This window comes from Mucilaginibacter lacusdianchii, from assembly GCF_009770985.1.
GTDB classification, from domain to species: Bacteria; Bacteroidota; Bacteroidia; order Sphingobacteriales; family Sphingobacteriaceae; genus Mucilaginibacter; species Mucilaginibacter lacusdianchii.
Genome location: NZ_WSRW01000011.1, coordinates 17,951 through 35,841 on the forward strand (window position 1 = coordinate 17,951; position 17,891 = coordinate 35,841).

Consider the following 17,891-nt stretch of genomic DNA (forward strand, 5'->3'; position numbering starts at 1 on the left):
TATGATTGGTCTTAATATTCTGAACAAAAAGCACTTACTTTAGTTGTCAATGGATGGCAATCAATGATAAATCTAACAAAACCATCAATCCCGGTGACCATCTGGCCAATGAACGCACATTTTTGGCTTGGATAAGAACCAGCATAGCATTAATGGGTTTTGGCTTTGTGGTGGTGAAATTCAGTTTGTTCGTCAAGCAATTATCCCTCGTTATTACTGATAAGGTCGTACTGCCCGGCAAAGGCTTTTCCGCAACCATCGGGATCATACTCGTCGCTATCGGTGCCCTGATGGCTTTATTAAGTTATTTGAGGTATCGACGTATTGAAAAACAATTGCTTAGAAACGCCTATTTTCCTTCATTCGCCCTATCGCTTTTGCTGACTGTTGGGATAGTGCTCGTCAGCGCGCTGCTGCTTTGGTATCTGTTACCGAATCTCTGAAAACCTTTCGTCTGAACAATTACAATGGTTTAAGGTTAATAAAACATGGGAGTAGAATCACAAATTGTTATAACAGCTACATTGGCAGGCGGATCCGAACTGCATTATAACGTAACACACCTGGACGAAACATTTGTAGTTGAGACAGGTAACGGAACGATCACCCTGATCAATAATGGGGATAACTCATGGAGCATTGTTAACGGCGATATTTCGCAAGAATCTGCCAATATTATTGGGCAGGCTATTGAAGACCACTATCGTAAAAACTCCTGACCGTGGTCTACCTAACATCGAATCATTGACTTCAATTTTATACCTGTAATGTGGTACAAGCGTCTGTTGTCGACAGCTTAATTAACGCATATGTATCTCGTGCCGAATCACATCAGGTATGCATTAGTAAAAAAAGTAGCGTTGGATCCGAAGACCTGCATGTAGAAACTTTTAAGATCTTATCGTATGATTATAGCCCCTGAAGAATATTACAAAGGACTTCCGCGAAAAACAATAGCCGCCTGTGTATTGATTCCGTACAACGATCTCTATTTGATTATCAGGAAAAGATCGACTCAACGATGGACATTACCCGGAGGCATCGTGGAATCTGGAGAAAACCCAATGGCAGGTGCTATCCGTGAATGTCAGGAGGAAACTGGTATCACGCCAAATATAGAATGCCTGTTCCATGTATATTATTCGGAACCGGTAATGGGTGAAAGGGTTATTTATGGTGATAGCATACACCTGATATTCAAAGCCAAACCTATAACCTCCGACCAGGTCAAACAAATTTGCTTTCCTGATGAGGAGGCTGATGAATACCAATGGGTAGCCTTAGATGAGGCCGCATCTTTTGTGAAAAGCAATTTAGGTAAGGCAATCCTCAGCGCTTCCGGCGGCGAGCTATATTCTGTTTGGAAAAGAACTCTACATTCCCTGATGGAAGAAGATGAATTTTACCAGCCAAAAAATGATCATCAATAAATGATCAATAACCACAGATTATCAATCATCATATTTTGTGATATAATTTCAGCCTTTTGCGCTTGTACTTTTGATGTATCAACCAATAAGCAAAATGAAACAGGAAGACGAAAATAGAGAAGTGACCAAAGCTTTGGTCAAGGTATCAAAAGCCTTAATAACCGTAAGTGTTTTGTTTGCGGTTTGTATAATAGTAGTGATCGTGACATTGATCGTACCGATTGACCATAAACCTGGTAAGGATTCCCAACAGGTAAATGGCAGATCCGATCAGCCTGCTACCATTCCATCTACTGAAGCCTCTGCCGGCACTACACCACGCCCTATTCCGGCTGATGCATGGAAAGCCCCTGATGAAAATACTATCCCGGCAGGTAAAGATGGCGAGATGATCAAATATGGCAGGGAGCTGGTCGCACATACCGCCAGTTATTTTGGCCCTCAAGGCAGCATCGCGAAGATCACGAACGGGATGAATTGTCAGAACTGCCACCTTGATGCCGGGTCACGCCTTTTCGGTAATAATTATGCCAGCTTTATTGCCAGTTACCCAAAACTGAGCAACAGGAGCGGCCGGGTGGAGCAGCCCGAAGAACGCATCGCTGAATGCTTCGAGCGTAGTTTGGCCGGTAAAGTGCCTAACCCTTCCAGTAAAGAGATTCAGGCCATGCTGGCTTATATGAAGTGGGTCGGTAAGGACGTAAAGAAAGGTCAGAAACTATTCGGAAATGCAACAGAAAAGCTGGCATTCATGGATCAGGCAGCAGACCCGGCCAAGGGTAAGGAAGTGTTTATGATGAAATGCCAAAGTTGCCATGGTGCTAATGGCGAGGGCCTGCTGAATGCTGATAAAAAAACTTACGCCAACCCGCCATTATGGGGGAAGCACAGCTATAACGATGGCGCAGGTATGTACAGGCTGACCAATTTTGCAGGTTTTGTAAAAAATAATATGCCGTATGGCGCTTCATATCATAGTCCGCAATTAACAGATGAAGAAGCATGGAACGTTGGTGCCTTCGTTAACTCCCAGCCGCGCCCTCATAAGGATCAACGTAATGACTGGAAAGACCTGAAGAAGAAACCGATAGATTTTCCGTTCGGGCCTTATGCCGACCAGTTTAGCGAGAAACAGCATAAATACGGGCCGTTCAAACCCATTAAAGACGCTCAAAAAGAATTAACCAGTAAAAAATCATAAACAAATAGAAAACATGAAAAAGTACATCATCATTTTAGCAGCCTTTGCGCTCACCGCTTTTGCAAAAAATGTCAAAGCACAACAAACCGATCCCGCCGTCTTCACCGGCGCAACTGCAAAGCTCAAGCATTACAATGCGCTTTATATCATCAATTCCGGCGATGACAAAAAGATCAAGGGGACATTAAGAAACATCAATAATGCGCTGGAAGATCCAAGGCTGAAGGGCAAACTCCATGTTGAGCTGATCGCTTTTGGTGACGGTGTAGCTGTTTACATGAAAAGTAGTGCTTATGAGCAAAGTTTAAAGGACCTCCAGGCAAAAGGAGTGGTATTGGCACAATGTGATAATACCATTAAGGAAAGGAAGATCGATAAAGCTGACCTGTTCCCATTTATCTCTTATGTGCCGAGCGGCAACGGTGAGATCATCATCCGCCAGTACGAAGGCTGGGCCACCGTGCATCCTTAACCAGTACCCTCATTCAATTTATATAAAACATCATGAAATATCTTCAGAAAATAACATTTGCAATAACAGCAATAATAGCTTTGGGAAGCCAGGCAAAAGCACAGGATCATCGGTTCGATCCACCCTGGAATACCCCGCCTGAAAGCAAGGTGCAATTTACAGTTCCGGGAGTTGACAATGTACCCGACCTGTTCGGCGACATTAACGATCCGCAACTGGTGGTCTTCTTTGCTGGGAACCAGTTCATGTGTATCGATGACCTGATGTCCGCCTTTAAAAAACAATACCCGCAATACCAACGTGTATTTGCCGAAACCCTGCCACCGGGCATATTGGCTAAACAGATCATGGGGGGTAGTATCGTTATCGGAAATATGCGTATTACGCTTAAGCCTGATGTTTACACCGCAGGAAAAAGCCGTATCGATCAGATGCCGGAATATTTCAGCAAGACCGCACCCTATGCTTACAACCGCTTAGCTATTATGGTGCAAAAGGGCAATCCTAAAAAAGTGAAGGGTTTGAAAGACCTGGGGCGTAATGATGTGCGTGTAAGCATGCCCAATCCGGAATGGGAAGGGATCGGTAAGCGTATAGAGGAAGCTTATGTAAAAGTGGGTGGTGAAACCTTAAAAAATACGATCATGGATACCAAGGTTAAAAACGGTAAAACCTTTCTGACCCAGATACACCATCGCCAAACACCAATGCGCATTATGTATCAACAAAGTGATGCTGCACCGGTATGGTTTACCGAAGCCTATTATCAAAAAATGATCGGCCACCCTACCGATATGGTAGAAATACCGGAAGGTGAAAATATTAGCGCGACTTATGTGGCCGGGCAATTAAAAACAGCACCACACGCACAGGCTGCGCAGGATTTTATGGATTTTTTGGTGAGCCCGACCGCAAAAGCCATCTATAAAAAATACGGGTTCATAACAAAATAACGACTAATAATTAAAGATATGTCACTGCACTTAGGGGATTTAGCTCCCAACTTTACCGCACAAACAACCATCGGCGAGATCGAATTTTACGAATACCTTGGCGACAGCTGGGGAGTATTATTCTCTCACCCGGCAGATTATACACCTGTTTGCACAACCGAACTCGGAAGAACGGCTTTATTAAAAAGCGAGTTTGATAAAAGAAATGTTAAGGCGCTGGCTTTAAGCATTGATCCGCTTGATAAGCACTTATCATGGATAAGCGATATCAATGAAACACAAAACTGTAACGTTGACTTCCCGCTGATCGCCGACGACGATCGAAAAGTTTCGGAATTATACGACATGATCCACCCGAATGCATCAGCGACAGCTACCGTCCGCTCACTTTTTATTATCGGGCCTGATAAGAAGATCAAATTAATGATTACCTACCCGGCATCAACCGGCCGCAACTTTAACGAGGTATTAAGGGTGATAGATTCGCTTCAGTTGACGGATGAATTTAGCGTGGCTACTCCCGCAAACTGGGAAGCAGGCGAGGATGTGATTATTGGCCTGGGTATTAAGACGGAAGACATTGAATCAAAATTCCCTCAAGGACATCGCACTGTGAAACCTTATTTACGTTATACGCCAGACCCAACAAAACAATAGACTGGTTCAATGTTTATAAGTATTCGTTTTATATTATGCTAAAACTCAGCTTTTTTATTTTGTTGATGTCAATTTTGGATGCAGCCAAAGCGCAACACCACGATATGTCTATGCCAATGCCTGCCTCAAAAAATGTTTATTTGCAAATGATGGATCAAATGATGGTGAGTATGGATAAGTCAGCACCGACCCACTCATCGGATAAAGATTTCCTGACAATGATGATCCCGCACCATCAGGGCGCAGTCGATATGGCGAACTATGAAATAGAGCACGGTAAAAACCGGGAGATGGTCCAGTTGGCCAAAAGTATCAGGGCTGAACAATTGGTGCAGATACAGCAAATGGAATTATTGCTGCGTAGTGCTAAAACATTCGTCAGCTCGGGCACAGCCCATCAACAGGCCAACCAAAAAATGATGATGGTAATGATGCAGCAGATGCCAAAGGAAAAAGTGCTAAGCAATGATGACAATGCTTTTGCCCGGGTAATGATCCCTCACCACCAAGCCGCTATTGACATGGCTAAAGTGGCACTGCAATACGGCACCAACAAAAATATAAAGCGCCTTGCCGAAAGTATGATCTCGGATGAGCAGATTGAAATTGATCAAATGAAGAAATTCAGTCATATCCCGTAAAACAAACACCTATGAAAAAATTAATGTTCCTATTCCTGGTATTGCCGCTGACCAAATTAAGCGCACAGGACCGCGTCTACACGGGTAACCAAATATCCAATACTGTGTCAGTGATAGATCCTAAAACGCAAACTTTTCTGGGCGATATCGTATTGGGAAAGCCACAGCCTGAGATATTAAGCCCGCTTTACAAGGGGCAGGCATTGGTACATGGATTAGGTTATACGCCTAAAAGACAATTACTGGCGGCCGTAGCAATTGGCTCAAATTCGGTTACTTTTATATCTACCCCCACTAACAAGGTGCTTAAGACGATCTATGTAGGTCGGTCTCCGCATGAGGCTACATTTAACCCATCTGGCTCGCAAGCCTGGATCTCGGTAAGAGGTGAAGCATATATCAGTGTGATCGACGCGGCAACGATGAAGGAAATTAAACAGGTGAAGGTGGCGGACGGCCCTGGCATGGTTTCTTTTACGCCAAATGGCAAATGGGCCTACGTTTGTTCAAGTTTCACCCCCCGACTGGATATTGTTAATACAGCTACCTATCAGGTAGTGAAAAGTATTCCGGTGGTTAGCCCTTTCTCGCCGAATATATTTTGCAGCCCCGATGGTAAATGGATCGCCTTGACACATAAAGATATCGGCAAGGTAACATTGATCAACACAGCCACTAACAAAATTGAAAAGGTATTCAATACCGGGCCTATTACCAATCACGTTACGTTTACTGTCACCAATAAGGTGCCCTTAATGCTTGTGACCGTTGGTGGCGAAAACACCCTGAAAATTTTTAATATTAACCAGGGCTTCATACTGGTAGATAGCATAGCTACCGGTTCATTGCCACATGGCGTTTGGCCTTCCGGCGATGGGAAATTTGCTTATGTCGGCCTGGAGAATGATGATCAGGTGCAGGTAGTGGACCTTCTAAAAATGGCTATTGTAAAAACGATCCCTATTGGCCAGTGCCCGCAAGCTTTACTTTATGCCGTTAACGCCGGTCCGGTAACACCGGTCACCACGGGATTGTCGCCCTTGAACGCAGCCAATAAAAGCCAGGTGATCAAGCTAAAAAGCACCGGCGTAATGATGCCTACCGGCATGTTGAATGTAAGAAGCGTGGGTCTAACTGATCTAGTACAGCAGGATTTCAAAAAACTGGAACCGAACACCGCTTACATTTTAGCCCTGACCAATTCTACCCAACAGCCTTACAACGCAGATTACGTCATCAATTCATTTAAAACAGATGATAAAGGGACTTTTAGCGGACAGTCAACGGGCATTGTTAAAAGTGTAGCCAAACCTATGGCGGATTACAAAATGGTGATATTGATCAAAGAAACTAATAAGGTTACGGTCATGACCGGTCAATAAATTAAATAACGATGAAAAAGATCATGATAAGTTTGGCATTGGTTGCCGCCATTTGCGGCAACTTATATGCTCAAAAAGACACTTTACATATTTACGGCCCAGGTGGCCCTTTATCAGCCATGCAGGATTGCGCTAAAGCATTCAGCGCTAAAACAGGAATTCCGGTAAAAGTGACCGGTGGCCCCGAGTCTAAGTGGCTTTCGCAAGCGCAGGCTAATGCCGATGTGATCTACGGCGGGGCGGAATATATGCTTACGCAGTTCATGCAAACCCATCCGGGAATGGTTGATGCTGCAACACGTGTAGAACTTTATAAAAGACGTGCAGCTATTTTAGTAAGGCCGGGTAATCCCAAACATATTATCGGTTTAAAAGACCTTGCCAAACCTGGCATTAAAATACTTGACGTAAATGGCGCAGGACAGTTGGGTTTATGGGAAGATATTGCGGGTAAGGAAAACCTGATCGGTGGGATACAGCGAAACATTGGCGGATCTTTTGCCAATACTGCGTTGGGTATTGAGGCTTGGAAGAAAGATCAAAGTTACGATGCTTGGATCACCTATGCCTCATGGCATGAGAATCTGAAAGATGTTACACAGGTTGTAGAACTGCCTTTGGCATCACGGCTATTTCGTGGTACGCCGGTAGCGCTGACATCCAATACCAAACACGCAGCGCAAGCCAAACAATTCATTCAATTCTTACAAAGTATCGATGGCCATGCGTTATTTAAAAAGTGGGGATGGGAATAAAGTTCACTGTTAAACTATAGCAAAAACAGATCGACAGAATCAGTCTGCTTTTGCTTTACATGTTTGAGCTGTTTTTCATAACTTTAGACTATCAACCATCTGTTTTAACAATGAAAATGACTTAGTTTTATGATTGATCTTTGAGACATAAATAAAGAAGATCATGAAAACTATTCAACGTTACGTCCATTATGAATTTGATGACCAAGCAATAATAATTGGCAACAAGGTTATAAATATAGCTGTATCAGTCATCGCCTTGGCAGCAGCTACTTTCCCATTTTTGTTGTTATTTTACCGACTTAGTTAATAACCCTTTATCAATATGTTCGATTTCCGCTTACAGGTTTTTCATACAGTGGCCAAGCGGCTGAACTTTACCAAGGCGTCCACGGAACTTTTTATTAGCCAGCCTGCTGTGACCAAGCATATTAAAGAGCTGGAAGAACAGTTTAAAACCACGCTGATAGAGCGTAGCGGGAATAAAAAAATATCGCTCACACCTGCTGGCGAAATGTTGCTGGCTTATGCGGATAGACTGGCCGCTGTTTACAACGAGCTGGACTTTGATATGAACCTACTGATCAAAAAACATTCGGGTACGTTGCGTATCGGTGGCAGTAATACTGTTGCGCAGTACGTGATTCCCCCGGTATTAGCCCGGTTCCACGAAAAGTTTAAAGATGTACAAGTGAACCTGGTGCCAGGTAATACGGAGCAGGTTGAGCAGGCCTTACTGAATAAAGAGATTGACCTCGGCATTGTAGAGGGCATCCTCCGTAATCCGCAGTTGAGCTACCAAGAATTTTTGAGTGATGAACTGGTGCTGATCTGTAGTGCCTCGAATACTTTTAAAAAAGACAGCATTAAACCGGAGGAATTAATAGAACTGCCTTTATTGCTCCGTGAACCCGGTTCGGGAACGTTAGACGTTATTGCTCACGCTTTAAAGCCTTTCAATATCAAATTATCAGATCTGAAGATAGAAATGCAGTTAGGCGGCACGGAAAGTATAAAGTCTTATTTGCTACACAGCAAATGTTTTGCATTTGTATCGGTGCAGTCGATCTTGAAAGAGTTGAAGTATAACGAATGCCGGATCATCGACATTAAAGACCTGACTATTGAGCGGCCATTTTATTTTATCCTGCCACACGGTCAACCTTCATCATTAGCAGAAATATTTATGCGATTCGCTAAAAGCTATAAGAGCCTATAAGCATCTGATATGACTGAAAAGAAGAAAAAAGTCATTATCATGTTTATTGCCGAAGCACCTGGCTCTACCAACAACCATTTTTATTTAAAAAACACCAATTTATTCCGGGCAATGCGCGCGGCCTTTGAACAGGCTTTTGGTAAATTTAGTTCTGCTGACGATTTTCTTGATTTTTTTAACAAGTCCGGCAGCGTCCTGGATCATCTATATCCTCTGGGTAAAGAAACATCAGTTAACTTAACGCCTTATGCTGCCGAACAGTTAGCAGATCGTATGCGTTTGATTCAACCTAAACACGTTATCATTTTAATGAAGCGAATTGCTCCCAATGTCAGGAAAGCAGCTATCGATGCCGGTGTCTCTCCATCTGAAATTCTGACCACCGCATATCCCGCAGGAAGTGAAAAGAACAGGCAAGTCTTTATTCACGATATATCAACATGGTTAAGACACATACTCGATAATTTTTAGTTATCGTCAAGTTGGATTCGTGATAAAAATCAGCCCAAAAAGCTATCGATATTTGAATAACAAAATCAAATATCATGAAAACGTATCAATTGGTCATCGACCCCCAAATTCAAAGAAAACGGCAAGGAATGTAAATTCGATCACAGCCCTAAAAATGCTGTGGAACACACCGCAGTAGAAGATACACCTGTGATCGGTGTCAAAACAAAGAAAGGCTGGTTCGACAAAGATGCCCCTCAAAATCTTACCAGTAAGGAAGCTATGATCAGGGGAATTTTGGTAGTAACCATGCCAGCACTCAGCGCCATAGATTGGTATTGCGGCACCCATACCATATATATTCTCGCTCCGGTGTTGTTTTATTTGGAGGTAACTGCACTAACCATGACATGCCCTATTAAATCAATATTTAGTAAATACAGACATACAAATTTGCCTGAATTGTAATTTAAAGTTAAATTCCATCACACTTAGTTTAACACATCATGAAACATACGGTTGAAATAATTTCTGTTAAACAGATCACTCACGATGTTAAAAGGTTTAGGCTAACAAAGCCCGCCGGTTATCGGTTTAACCCGGGACAAGCCACCGAACTTTCGATCAACAGACCGGAATGGACAGATGTCCTCCGCCCGTTTACCTTTACAAGTTTAAACTCAGAGAACTTTCTTGAATTTACCATCAAGATCTATCCGGATCATCATGGTATGACCGAACAATTAGACAAATTGGAAAAAGGTGATGAGTTGATCATTAATGACCCGTGGGGGTCAATTGAATATAAAGGCCCCGGATATTTTATCGCGGGTGGCGCAGGGATCACGCCTTTTTTAGCCATTTTAAAACAACTTCATCAATTTGGCCAGCTAAATGGGAACACTTTATTCTTTGCGAATAAGTCAAAGGGTGATATTATTCTTGAGGATGATCTTAAAGATATGTTGTGCAGCAAAGTGACATTTCTTATTAGCGGGCAAACAGAAGATCCATATTTGAATGAAAGGATCGGGTATGCATTTCTCAAAGAAAACGTCAATGACCTTAAGCAATATTTTTATATATGCGGGCCGGAGCAAATGGTGAACGATGTAAACGACATCTTATTAAGTATGGGCGTATCGCCGGATAGATTGGTTTACGAGAAGTAAACATGGTGTATTCAACAGTAATACACAACTCTCTAAGATTTTATAATGCGCCGCAAGCCTGCTAAATTTACCGCATGATACAGTTTGGGCCAGCATTGCAATCAGCGTTAGAAGAAAACAGCCAGCGGAAGCAATTACCGGCGGGCACGGTGCTGATGTCATCCAACAGTTATGTGCGGTCATTGCCGGTGCTTTTATCCGGCAGTATGCGGGTTATGCGGCAGGATGAGGACGGCCGCGAGATCCTTTTATATTACATCAAGCCCGGCGAAAGCTGTATCATGTCATTCCTGGCCGGGATACATGAGGATACCTCAAAAGTACGCCTGGAGGTAGAAGAAGATGCCGATGTCTTGATGCTGCCCATTACCAAAGCCAGCGAATGGGTAAAAAGCTATCCCGAATGGGCCGACTTTATTTTTAAACTTTACCACCAGCGTTTCGAAGAATTGCTTACTGTGATCAATGAAGTTGCCTTTCAAAAATTGGATGACCGTATTGTAGAACTGCTCAAGAAGAAAGCCGCAGTATTCAATTCCCATGAATTTCAGATCACTCACCAGCAATTGGCAGAAGAGTTGGGCACAACGCGCGAAGTAGTATCACGCTTGCTTAAGCAAATGGAAAAGAAGGAAATGATCTCCCTTTCCCGCAATAAGATCACTTTAAATTTCCCTGTGTAACATAAGTCACCAATTGCCGGGCTGAAAGCGAATAGCTTTGTTCCATCAATCATCAGGTTTTGGAAATAGCAGGTTACGCAGCTTCGGTTTTAATTGGTTTATCCCTTGGTTTAATAGGCGGCGGTGGCTCTATTCTCACCGTACCTATTCTCGTTTATTTTTTTGCTATCGATCCGGTGTTAGCGACCACTTACTCTTTATTTGTAGTTGGACTAACCAGTACCGCAGGCGCGGCCAGCCATTACCTAAAAGGCAATGTGGATGTTAAGACCGCGTTGATCTTTGGTTTACCATCCTTGGCCGCCGTATTTATCATGCGGAGATGGGTAATGCCAGTGATACCAATTCACTTATTTACGCTCGGACACTGGACTGTTGCCAAAAGCATGCTGCTGATGCTGGTTTTTGCCGGTCTGATGCTGGCAGCATCCCTTTCCATGATCCGGAATAAAAAGGAAGATCGTGGTAGTTCCCAAGAGCTTAGTTATCCAAGATTAATTTTGCAGGCCATAGCTGTTGGCCTTATCACTGGTTTTGTAGGTGTTGGCGGTGGTTTTCTTATTATTCCATCGCTGGTATTGCTCGCAGGTTTACCGATAAAAAAAGCAGTGGGTACTTCGCTTATGGTAATGACCATTAGCTCGCTGCTGGGTGTATTGGGTGATATCACCGGGCATGTAGTAATAAATTATGCGTTTTTAGCCGTCTTTTCGGGTTTTGCCATTGCCGGTATCATCCTCGGCAGTTACCTCACGCGGTTCATCAGCGATACACGCCTGAAGCCTGCCTTTGGCTGGTTTGTATTGGCTATGGGTATCTTTGTTTTAATAAGCACTTTAACTAACTCACATGGACATCATTAAACAACCGTGGCCCTGGTATGTAGCCGGGCCGTTGATAGGGCTCATCGTGCCGGCACTATTAATATTAGGTAACAAAACATTCGGTATCTCATCTACTTTGCGGCAGATATGCGCGGCTTGTATCCCGGCAAATATTTCCTTTTTTAAATACGACTGGAAGAAGGACACATGGAATTTGTTTTTTATTGCAGGCATCGTTATAGGCGGATTCATCGCCGCGCATTTATTGTCCGATCCCGGACCGGTGGGCATCAATCCTAAAACCATTGTTGCCTTGCAGCAGCAGGGCATTAAAGATTTCAGCGGTTTACTGCCACAGGATATTTTTAGTTTCAAAGGACTAACCACTTTAAAAGGCTTTGTATTTATGGTGATCGGCGGTTTCCTGGTTGGCTTTGGTACACGCTATGCCGGCGGCTGTACTTCCGGCCATGCCATTATGGGTATTTCCTCTTTACAATGGCCTTCCCTGGTAGCTACCTGCTGCTTTATGATCGGCGGCTTCGTTATGACGTGGTTGATCTTACCTTATTTATTACAGCTATGAANCGTTATGACGTGGTTGATCTTACCTTATTTATTACAGCTATGAAGAATCTGAAGTTTTTACTGGTGGGGATATGCTTTGGCATCATCCTGATCAAATCCGAAGTGATCTCCTGGTTCCGCATACAGGAAATGTTCCGCTTGCAATCCTTTCATATGTATGGGATCATCGGTAGCGCTATTGTAGTAGCCATGATCTCCATATTATTGATCAAGCGCTTTAACATTAAAACAATCCATCAGAAGCCTATTGTTATCCCGGACAAGAAATTTAACTGGGGATATGTTTATGGCGGGTTGATCTTTGGTTTAGGCTGGGCGCTTACCGGCGCATGCCCCGGCCCGTTGTTCGCGCAGATCGGTAGTGGTATTTTAGTTACAACAGTAACGCTGCTGAGTGCCATAGCAGGCACCTGGGTTTATGGTCTATTACGTGAAAAACTCCCTCATTGATATGAAGATCGAACAATTTGAAGATAAAGGCCTGTCGCATTATTCTTATGCGATATTAAGCGAATGTGAAAACAAGATCGTGCTGATTGACCCATCAAGGGATATTACGCCATACCTGTCTTACGCCAAAGCACACGAAGCCACCATTATCGGTGTGATCGAAACCCACCCGCACGCCGATTTTGTGAGCGGGCACCTGGAATTGCAACAGGTTACTGGAGCGGTCATTTATTGCTCTAAACTATTGGGCGCTGAATATGCCCATCAAACATTTGACGATGGCGATGAGCTCTCATTCGGCAAAATAAAACTCAAAGCCCTGAACACACCAGGGCATTCGCCGGATAGCATCAGCATTGTTTTAGCACATAATGGCCAGGATAAAGCCGTGTTTACCGGCGATACACTGTTCATTGGTGATTGCGGTAGGCCTGATCTGCGTGAGCAGGCCGGAAACCTCACTGCGAGGCGTGAGGAATTAGCCAAACAGATGTATCATTCACTGCGCGACAAATTGTTGGTGTTGGACGATGCGGTTTGGGTTTACCCGGCACATGGCGCAGGTACCTTATGCGGTAAAGCGCTAAGCGATGCTAATCGCAGCACTATCGGCGCAGAAAGAGCGGGCAACTGGTCGTTACAGGAAATGAGCGAAACTGAATTTGTGCAGACCTTGCTGGAAGATCAGCCATTCATACCAAAATACTTTGCTTATGATGTTGCCTTGAATAAGCATGGCGCACCACCATTACAACCAGCATTAGCTGGCGTTCTGGCCAAAAAACCGGTCGAGCTGAACAGCGAAATGTTTATTATCGACGCCCGCCCTGAACAGGAATTTAAAAAAGGGCATTTGCCAGGATCGATCAATATTCAGGATGGCGGCAAATTTGAGACTTGGCTGGGCAGCATCATCGCACCCAAAGAAGCGTTTTATTTAGTAGCTGAAAACGAGGAGAAACTAAAGCAAGTAATCGGTAAAGCCGCTAAAATCGGTTACGAAGCTTTTTTAGAAGCCGCATTTGTGATTGACGGAGGCCACGAACAAATGGCAGAATTGCATTTAGCGCATTTTGTTACGCACCTGGAACAATACACCATAGTCGATATCAGGAATGGAGCAGAAGTAAAAGCGCAGCCAGTCTTTAAAAATGCTGTTCACATTCCCTTATACCAGTTAAGGGAACGCTTAGCAGACATACCTTTCAGCAAACCGATAGTTGTACATTGCGCCGGTGGCTACCGAAGCGCCGCCGGTAGCAGTATCGTAGCCAACGCATTTGGTTCAAAAACCAATGTATTCGATCTGGGCGAGACTATCAAAAACTTTATATACTAACGATGGCAAACAAAAAAGATCACTGGGAAAACGTTTATGCTCATAAAAAGCTGACCGAAGTAAGCTGGTACGAAGAAAAGCCGGAAACCTCGTTAAGCATCATCAACAGTTTTGATCTTCCCAAGGATGCCGCCATTATCGACATTGGTGGCGGAGACAGCTTACTGGCCGATCATCTGTTGGAATTGGGTTACTCCAACATTACCGTATTGGATATTTCTACCAAAGCTATTGATAGGGCAAAATTGAGGTTAGGCTATAGAGCTAATGAAATTAAATGGATCGTAAGTGATGTGCTGGATATCGGAACTGACGATCAATATGACATTTGGCATGACCGGGCAGCATTTCATTTTTTGACCAATACAGCAGATCAAAGCAAATATGCTGAAGTAGCAGCTAAACATCTGACCAATAAAGGATGGCTGATCATCGGGACTTTTGGTATTAGCGGCCCTGAACGGTGCAGCGGATTAGCTGTTGAACGTCATTCCCCTGCTTCGTTATCGAATATTTTCCAGCAGCAGTTTCAATTAACAGGTAGCGTAGAGCATATCCATCATACGCCTTTCAATACCGAGCAGCTATTTAATTACATATGGTTTCAAAATTTTCCATAACCTGTGGTTATCGTTCATTGCCTTTTATGATAAAAATCATTACCAAATAAGGCGGAATTTTGGGGTACCAAAAAACAAAAGATCATGAATACCCAACATCAGTTAACCCAGCCTCTTACTTTTCTGCACCTGAATGAAAACACCCGCAAGGTTATTTTTATACTTTGCGTGTCCGTGTGCCTAACACCATTTGTAAGCCCGGCCATCGCGCTGTTATTAGGTTTGGCGGTCGCACAATTATCCGGTCACCCGTACCTGCACTTAAATCATAAAGCGACTCACTTGTTATTACAAGTATCTGTTGTGGGCCTGGGTTTTGGTATGAACGTACACAGCGCCATGCAAGCCGGAAAAGAAGGCATATTGTTTACCATCGCGTCTATTAGCAGTACATTATTATTCGGCTTTTTGATCGGCAAGTGGCTAAAAATTGAAAAGAAAACCTCTTATCTGATCTCCAACGGTACCGCTATTTGTGGCGGCAGCGCCATTGCCGCCATTTCTCCGGTGATCAAGGCCGAAGAAAAACAAATATCTGTTGCGTTGGGCTGTGTGTTTATTTTGAACTCTGTCGCGCTGTTCGTGTTCCCGGTTATCGGGCATTACTTCAACCTGTCGCAAACACAGTTCGGTTTATGGTGTGCCATTGCCATTCACGATACCAGTTCGGTAGTAGGTGCCGCCAGCAAATATGGCGCACATGCTTTAGAGGTGGCTACCACCGTAAAACTGGCCCGGGCGCTGTGGATCGTACCGATTGCTTTCTTTTCAACGTTCCTGTTCAAGAACAATTCTAAAAAAGTGGTAATCCCTTATTTCATCGGGTTATTCATCCTGGCTATGATAGCCAATACTTATCTGCCGGTGGTTAAACTGATCAGCCCCTATATGGTAATGATCGCTAAAGCGGGACTTACGTTGACTTTGTTCCTGATAGGTGCCGGTTTATCACGTCAGGTATTGGCTTCCGTAGGGCTAAAACCACTTTTACAAGGTGTAGTGTTGTGGATACTGATCTCTGTCAGCGCATTATATGCCATCATGCACTTAGCATAATTTTATAAAACAATCGCAGAATCCCGTAAATAGCTTGATGGCTTTACCAGCTATTTTGCATTTAACCATTTCGGGTATGTTTCCCCGCTATGGATTAGCCTCGGTCTTAATGACTTGTAGAGAACCAACAGATAGAAAGCAAAAACTGCTGGCCTGCAAAAAAGTATTTAAATCATCGGCCAAAGGCACAAAAGCAGAACTAGCAACCGAGGCATTAAATGAAGGTTATAACGGGGGGATTTCCTGGTCTCAAACAAAGGCGGGCATTTAGGCTTTTATGATTGATAAATGATGCATACTATCATACAGATTATTACCGAATTTTTCCTCATGTTGTGGGACATTGCCTGGGGGCTGTTGTTCGGCTTCCTGCTATCCGCAGTAATCCGGGCTTTTATCTCAACAGAAACTATATCGTCGCGGCTGGGTAAAGACACGGCGGGGGCCGTCGGGCTTTCTACATTTTTCGGAGCAATATCTTCGTCTTGCTCTTACGCGGCAGCCTCCATGGCCCGTACATTACTCGTCAAAGGGGCTACCTGGGCAAATGCTGTGTCGTTTATGATATCGAGCACTAATCTTGTTTTTGAAATATTCATTGTGATCGTTACGCTGTTGGGCTGGCCATTTTTTGGCGGTGAAGTGATCGGCGGTTTGTTATTTATCCTGATATCAGCCTTGCTGATCAAGCTCTTTTTTTCAAAGTCTCTGAGTAAAGTCGCAGATACATCACATCATAACGATGATCATGCTCACCATCACGGGCACGACCATTCAAATCAAAAGTTAAGTTTTCTTGATAAAATTAAAGCAGCCACAGGCCATTTTTATATGGATGTGATGATGGTTGGTAAAGATATTATCATAGGTGTGGCGCTCTCTGCTGTGTTAATGGTTTTGGTACCCGAAAGTTTTTTGAAAAGCCTTTTTCTCACCGGACAAAGCCATTTGCCGCATTTATTGGTCTTAGCCTGGAACGCCATTGTTGGCATTCTGATCGCTGTTTTTGCTTTCGTTTGTTCGGTTGGCAACATCGTGCTGGCGGCGTTGCTTTGGCATGGTGGCATTTCTTTTGGCGGAGTGATCGCCTTTATCTTGTCCGACCTCGTGACCATCCCGATGCTGATGGTTTACCGGCGTTATTTCGGATGGAAAAGGATGTGGCTTTTGTTGCTTATTTTATCAACCGGCATTTTCATTACCGCAATAAGCGTCGATTACCTGTTTGAAGCACTGAACTGGCTGCCGAAAACACATGGGCAACCCATGCAAATGGCACAGGCGCATGTTAAATGGGATTATGGTACCTGGCTTAACCTCCTATTTATACCATTGGGATTGTTTTGCTTTTTCTACGGAAAAAAGCAAATAGCTAAAGGGAATGATATGTAATTTTATAACATTTAATCAAAATTCTATAAATTAACTATTGTATTATATATTATTTTTGATATAATGAAGAGGACCGCTGTCATTGGCTTTGCTGCATTCTACCTGATGTTGACCACAGGTATGTTCGTTTGCATTGTCCATTGCCTGGCGCGCGATGTTTTCAAGGTAGTGGCAAATGCAGCTCAGCACCAAAGCCATAGCCACAGCAAACCGAATATGGTTATAGCCCACTTGGGCAAGCAACAGGATCATCACAAAAAGGAGCCTTGCACAAGCGGGAAGGACTGCAAATGCTGCGACCAGCATGGCTCTTATGTGGTGAAAGAAAACATCAAGCCTTCTCTTGATCCTGTAAAATTTCAGTTGACCGCTTTAAAGGCCTCATCTTTTTACCAGTTATCTGTCTTTCAAACAAACTACCATCTGGCGACAAATTTATGGACCGATAGCCATGCGCCACCCGGCCCGGCCGGTATAACCTATCTTATCAAGATCCGTACCCTTCTCATCTGATTCAAGCATTGCTGCAAAAGCGGCCCGGCATTTTATTGTCTATTAATTAGCTTGAATTAAAATGATCTTACATATTAAAAATATGGTTTGCGAC

General features: G+C 43.6%; 25 protein-coding genes. All 25 read left to right on the forward strand.

Going from position 1 to position 17,891, the window contains the following annotated elements; genetic code table 11:
- Nucleotides 1–53 precede the first annotated feature (53 nt).
- The 25 genes from GPM24_RS21535 to GPM24_RS21655 all read left to right on the forward strand — a co-directional run bounded on the left by GPM24_RS21535 (nt 54) and on the right by GPM24_RS21655 (nt 17,797).
- On the forward strand, nt 54–443 hold the full coding sequence (locus GPM24_RS21535; protein WP_158829728.1) for a YidH family protein: 390 nt from the start codon (nt 54–56) through the stop codon (nt 441–443).
- 45 nt (nt 444–488) lie between these two features.
- Entirely contained in the window at nt 489–719 is a 231-nt protein-coding gene (locus GPM24_RS21540; RefSeq protein ID WP_158829730.1) for a hypothetical protein, read from the forward strand.
- 186 nt (nt 720–905) lie between these two features.
- Nucleotides 906–1,430, forward strand: a complete 525-nt coding sequence (locus GPM24_RS21545) for an NUDIX domain-containing protein (RefSeq protein WP_158829732.1) — start codon at nt 906–908, stop codon at nt 1,428–1,430.
- 94 nt (nt 1,431–1,524) lie between these two features.
- Nucleotides 1,525–2,631 carry a c-type cytochrome gene (locus GPM24_RS21550; protein ID WP_158829734.1) on the forward strand — a complete coding sequence of 369 codons (1,107 nt, stop codon included), beginning with the start codon at nt 1,525–1,527 and terminating at the stop codon, nt 2,629–2,631.
- Between the two features lie 13 nt (nt 2,632–2,644).
- A complete protein-coding gene (locus tag GPM24_RS21555; protein WP_158829736.1) occupies nt 2,645–3,103 on the forward strand; it encodes a DsrE family protein in 459 nt (152 codons plus the stop codon).
- A 32-nt stretch (nt 3,104–3,135) separates the two neighbouring features.
- Entirely contained in the window at nt 3,136–4,056 is a 921-nt protein-coding gene (locus GPM24_RS21560) for a molybdate ABC transporter substrate-binding protein (RefSeq protein ID WP_158829738.1), read from the forward strand.
- Between the two features lie 18 nt (nt 4,057–4,074).
- The gene (locus tag GPM24_RS21565; RefSeq protein ID WP_158829740.1) at nt 4,075–4,713 is read left to right on the forward strand and encodes a peroxiredoxin; all 639 of its coding nucleotides are present in this window, start codon (nt 4,075–4,077) and stop codon (nt 4,711–4,713) included.
- 35 nt (nt 4,714–4,748) lie between these two features.
- The gene (locus GPM24_RS21570) at nt 4,749–5,354 is read left to right on the forward strand and encodes a DUF305 domain-containing protein (protein WP_158829742.1); all 606 of its coding nucleotides are present in this window, start codon (nt 4,749–4,751) and stop codon (nt 5,352–5,354) included.
- Between the two features lie 11 nt (nt 5,355–5,365).
- Nucleotides 5,366–6,736 (forward strand): YncE family protein, encoded by a 1,371-nt coding sequence (locus GPM24_RS21575; RefSeq protein ID WP_199269829.1) that lies wholly within the window; start codon nt 5,366–5,368, stop codon nt 6,734–6,736.
- 11 nt (nt 6,737–6,747) lie between these two features.
- A complete protein-coding gene (locus GPM24_RS21580) occupies nt 6,748–7,491 on the forward strand; it encodes a substrate-binding domain-containing protein (RefSeq protein WP_158829744.1) in 744 nt (247 codons plus the stop codon).
- Between the two features lie 163 nt (nt 7,492–7,654).
- Nucleotides 7,655–7,801, forward strand: coding sequence for a hypothetical protein (locus tag GPM24_RS21585; RefSeq protein WP_158829746.1), 147 nt, complete (start codon nt 7,655–7,657; stop codon nt 7,799–7,801).
- 15 nt (nt 7,802–7,816) lie between these two features.
- Nucleotides 7,817–8,710: a LysR substrate-binding domain-containing protein gene (locus GPM24_RS21590; RefSeq protein WP_158829748.1), complete on the forward strand. Its 894-nt coding sequence runs from the start codon at nt 7,817–7,819 to the stop codon at nt 8,708–8,710.
- 9 nt (nt 8,711–8,719) lie between these two features.
- Complete coding sequence (locus tag GPM24_RS21595; protein ID WP_078346161.1) at nt 8,720–9,181, forward strand: hypothetical protein; 462 nt, start codon at nt 8,720–8,722, stop codon at nt 9,179–9,181.
- 159 nt (nt 9,182–9,340) lie between these two features.
- The gene (locus GPM24_RS21600; protein ID WP_158829750.1) at nt 9,341–9,628 is read left to right on the forward strand and encodes a hypothetical protein; all 288 of its coding nucleotides are present in this window, start codon (nt 9,341–9,343) and stop codon (nt 9,626–9,628) included.
- A 38-nt stretch (nt 9,629–9,666) separates the two neighbouring features.
- Nucleotides 9,667–10,332 carry an FAD-binding oxidoreductase gene (locus tag GPM24_RS21605; RefSeq protein ID WP_158829752.1) on the forward strand — a complete coding sequence of 222 codons (666 nt, stop codon included), beginning with the start codon at nt 9,667–9,669 and terminating at the stop codon, nt 10,330–10,332.
- Between the two features lie 74 nt (nt 10,333–10,406).
- Nucleotides 10,407–11,015: a Crp/Fnr family transcriptional regulator gene (locus tag GPM24_RS21610; RefSeq protein ID WP_158829754.1), complete on the forward strand. Its 609-nt coding sequence runs from the start codon at nt 10,407–10,409 to the stop codon at nt 11,013–11,015.
- A gap of 59 nt (nt 11,016–11,074) precedes the next feature.
- Nucleotides 11,075–11,878 carry a sulfite exporter TauE/SafE family protein gene (locus GPM24_RS21615; RefSeq protein WP_158829756.1) on the forward strand — a complete coding sequence of 268 codons (804 nt, stop codon included), beginning with the start codon at nt 11,075–11,077 and terminating at the stop codon, nt 11,876–11,878.
- Nucleotides 11,865–12,425, forward strand: a complete 561-nt coding sequence (locus tag GPM24_RS21620; protein ID WP_158829758.1) for a YeeE/YedE family protein — start codon at nt 11,865–11,867, stop codon at nt 12,423–12,425. Before GPM24_RS21615 ends, GPM24_RS21620 begins: the two co-directional genes overlap by 14 nt.
- A gap of 41 nt (nt 12,426–12,466) precedes the next feature.
- On the forward strand, nt 12,467–12,877 hold the full coding sequence (locus GPM24_RS21625; protein ID WP_199269830.1) for a DUF6691 family protein: 411 nt from the start codon (nt 12,467–12,469) through the stop codon (nt 12,875–12,877).
- Between the two features lies 1 nt (nt 12,878).
- A complete protein-coding gene (locus GPM24_RS21630; RefSeq protein ID WP_158829762.1) occupies nt 12,879–14,216 on the forward strand; it encodes an MBL fold metallo-hydrolase in 1,338 nt (445 codons plus the stop codon).
- Between the two features lie 2 nt (nt 14,217–14,218).
- On the forward strand, nt 14,219–14,836 hold the full coding sequence (locus GPM24_RS21635) for a methyltransferase domain-containing protein (protein ID WP_158829764.1): 618 nt from the start codon (nt 14,219–14,221) through the stop codon (nt 14,834–14,836).
- Nucleotides 14,837–14,920: 84 nt separating this feature from the next.
- Entirely contained in the window at nt 14,921–15,892 is a 972-nt protein-coding gene (locus tag GPM24_RS21640) for a YeiH family protein (RefSeq protein ID WP_158829766.1), read from the forward strand.
- 37 nt (nt 15,893–15,929) lie between these two features.
- Nucleotides 15,930–16,163: a hypothetical protein gene (locus GPM24_RS21645; RefSeq protein ID WP_158829768.1), complete on the forward strand. Its 234-nt coding sequence runs from the start codon at nt 15,930–15,932 to the stop codon at nt 16,161–16,163.
- Nucleotides 16,164–16,183: 20 nt separating this feature from the next.
- The gene (locus GPM24_RS21650; RefSeq protein ID WP_255459143.1) at nt 16,184–17,284 is read left to right on the forward strand and encodes a permease; all 1,101 of its coding nucleotides are present in this window, start codon (nt 16,184–16,186) and stop codon (nt 17,282–17,284) included.
- Between the two features lie 63 nt (nt 17,285–17,347).
- Nucleotides 17,348–17,797, forward strand: coding sequence for an HYC_CC_PP family protein (locus GPM24_RS21655; RefSeq protein WP_158829772.1), 450 nt, complete (start codon nt 17,348–17,350; stop codon nt 17,795–17,797).
- Nucleotides 17,798–17,891: the final 94 nt, after the last annotated feature.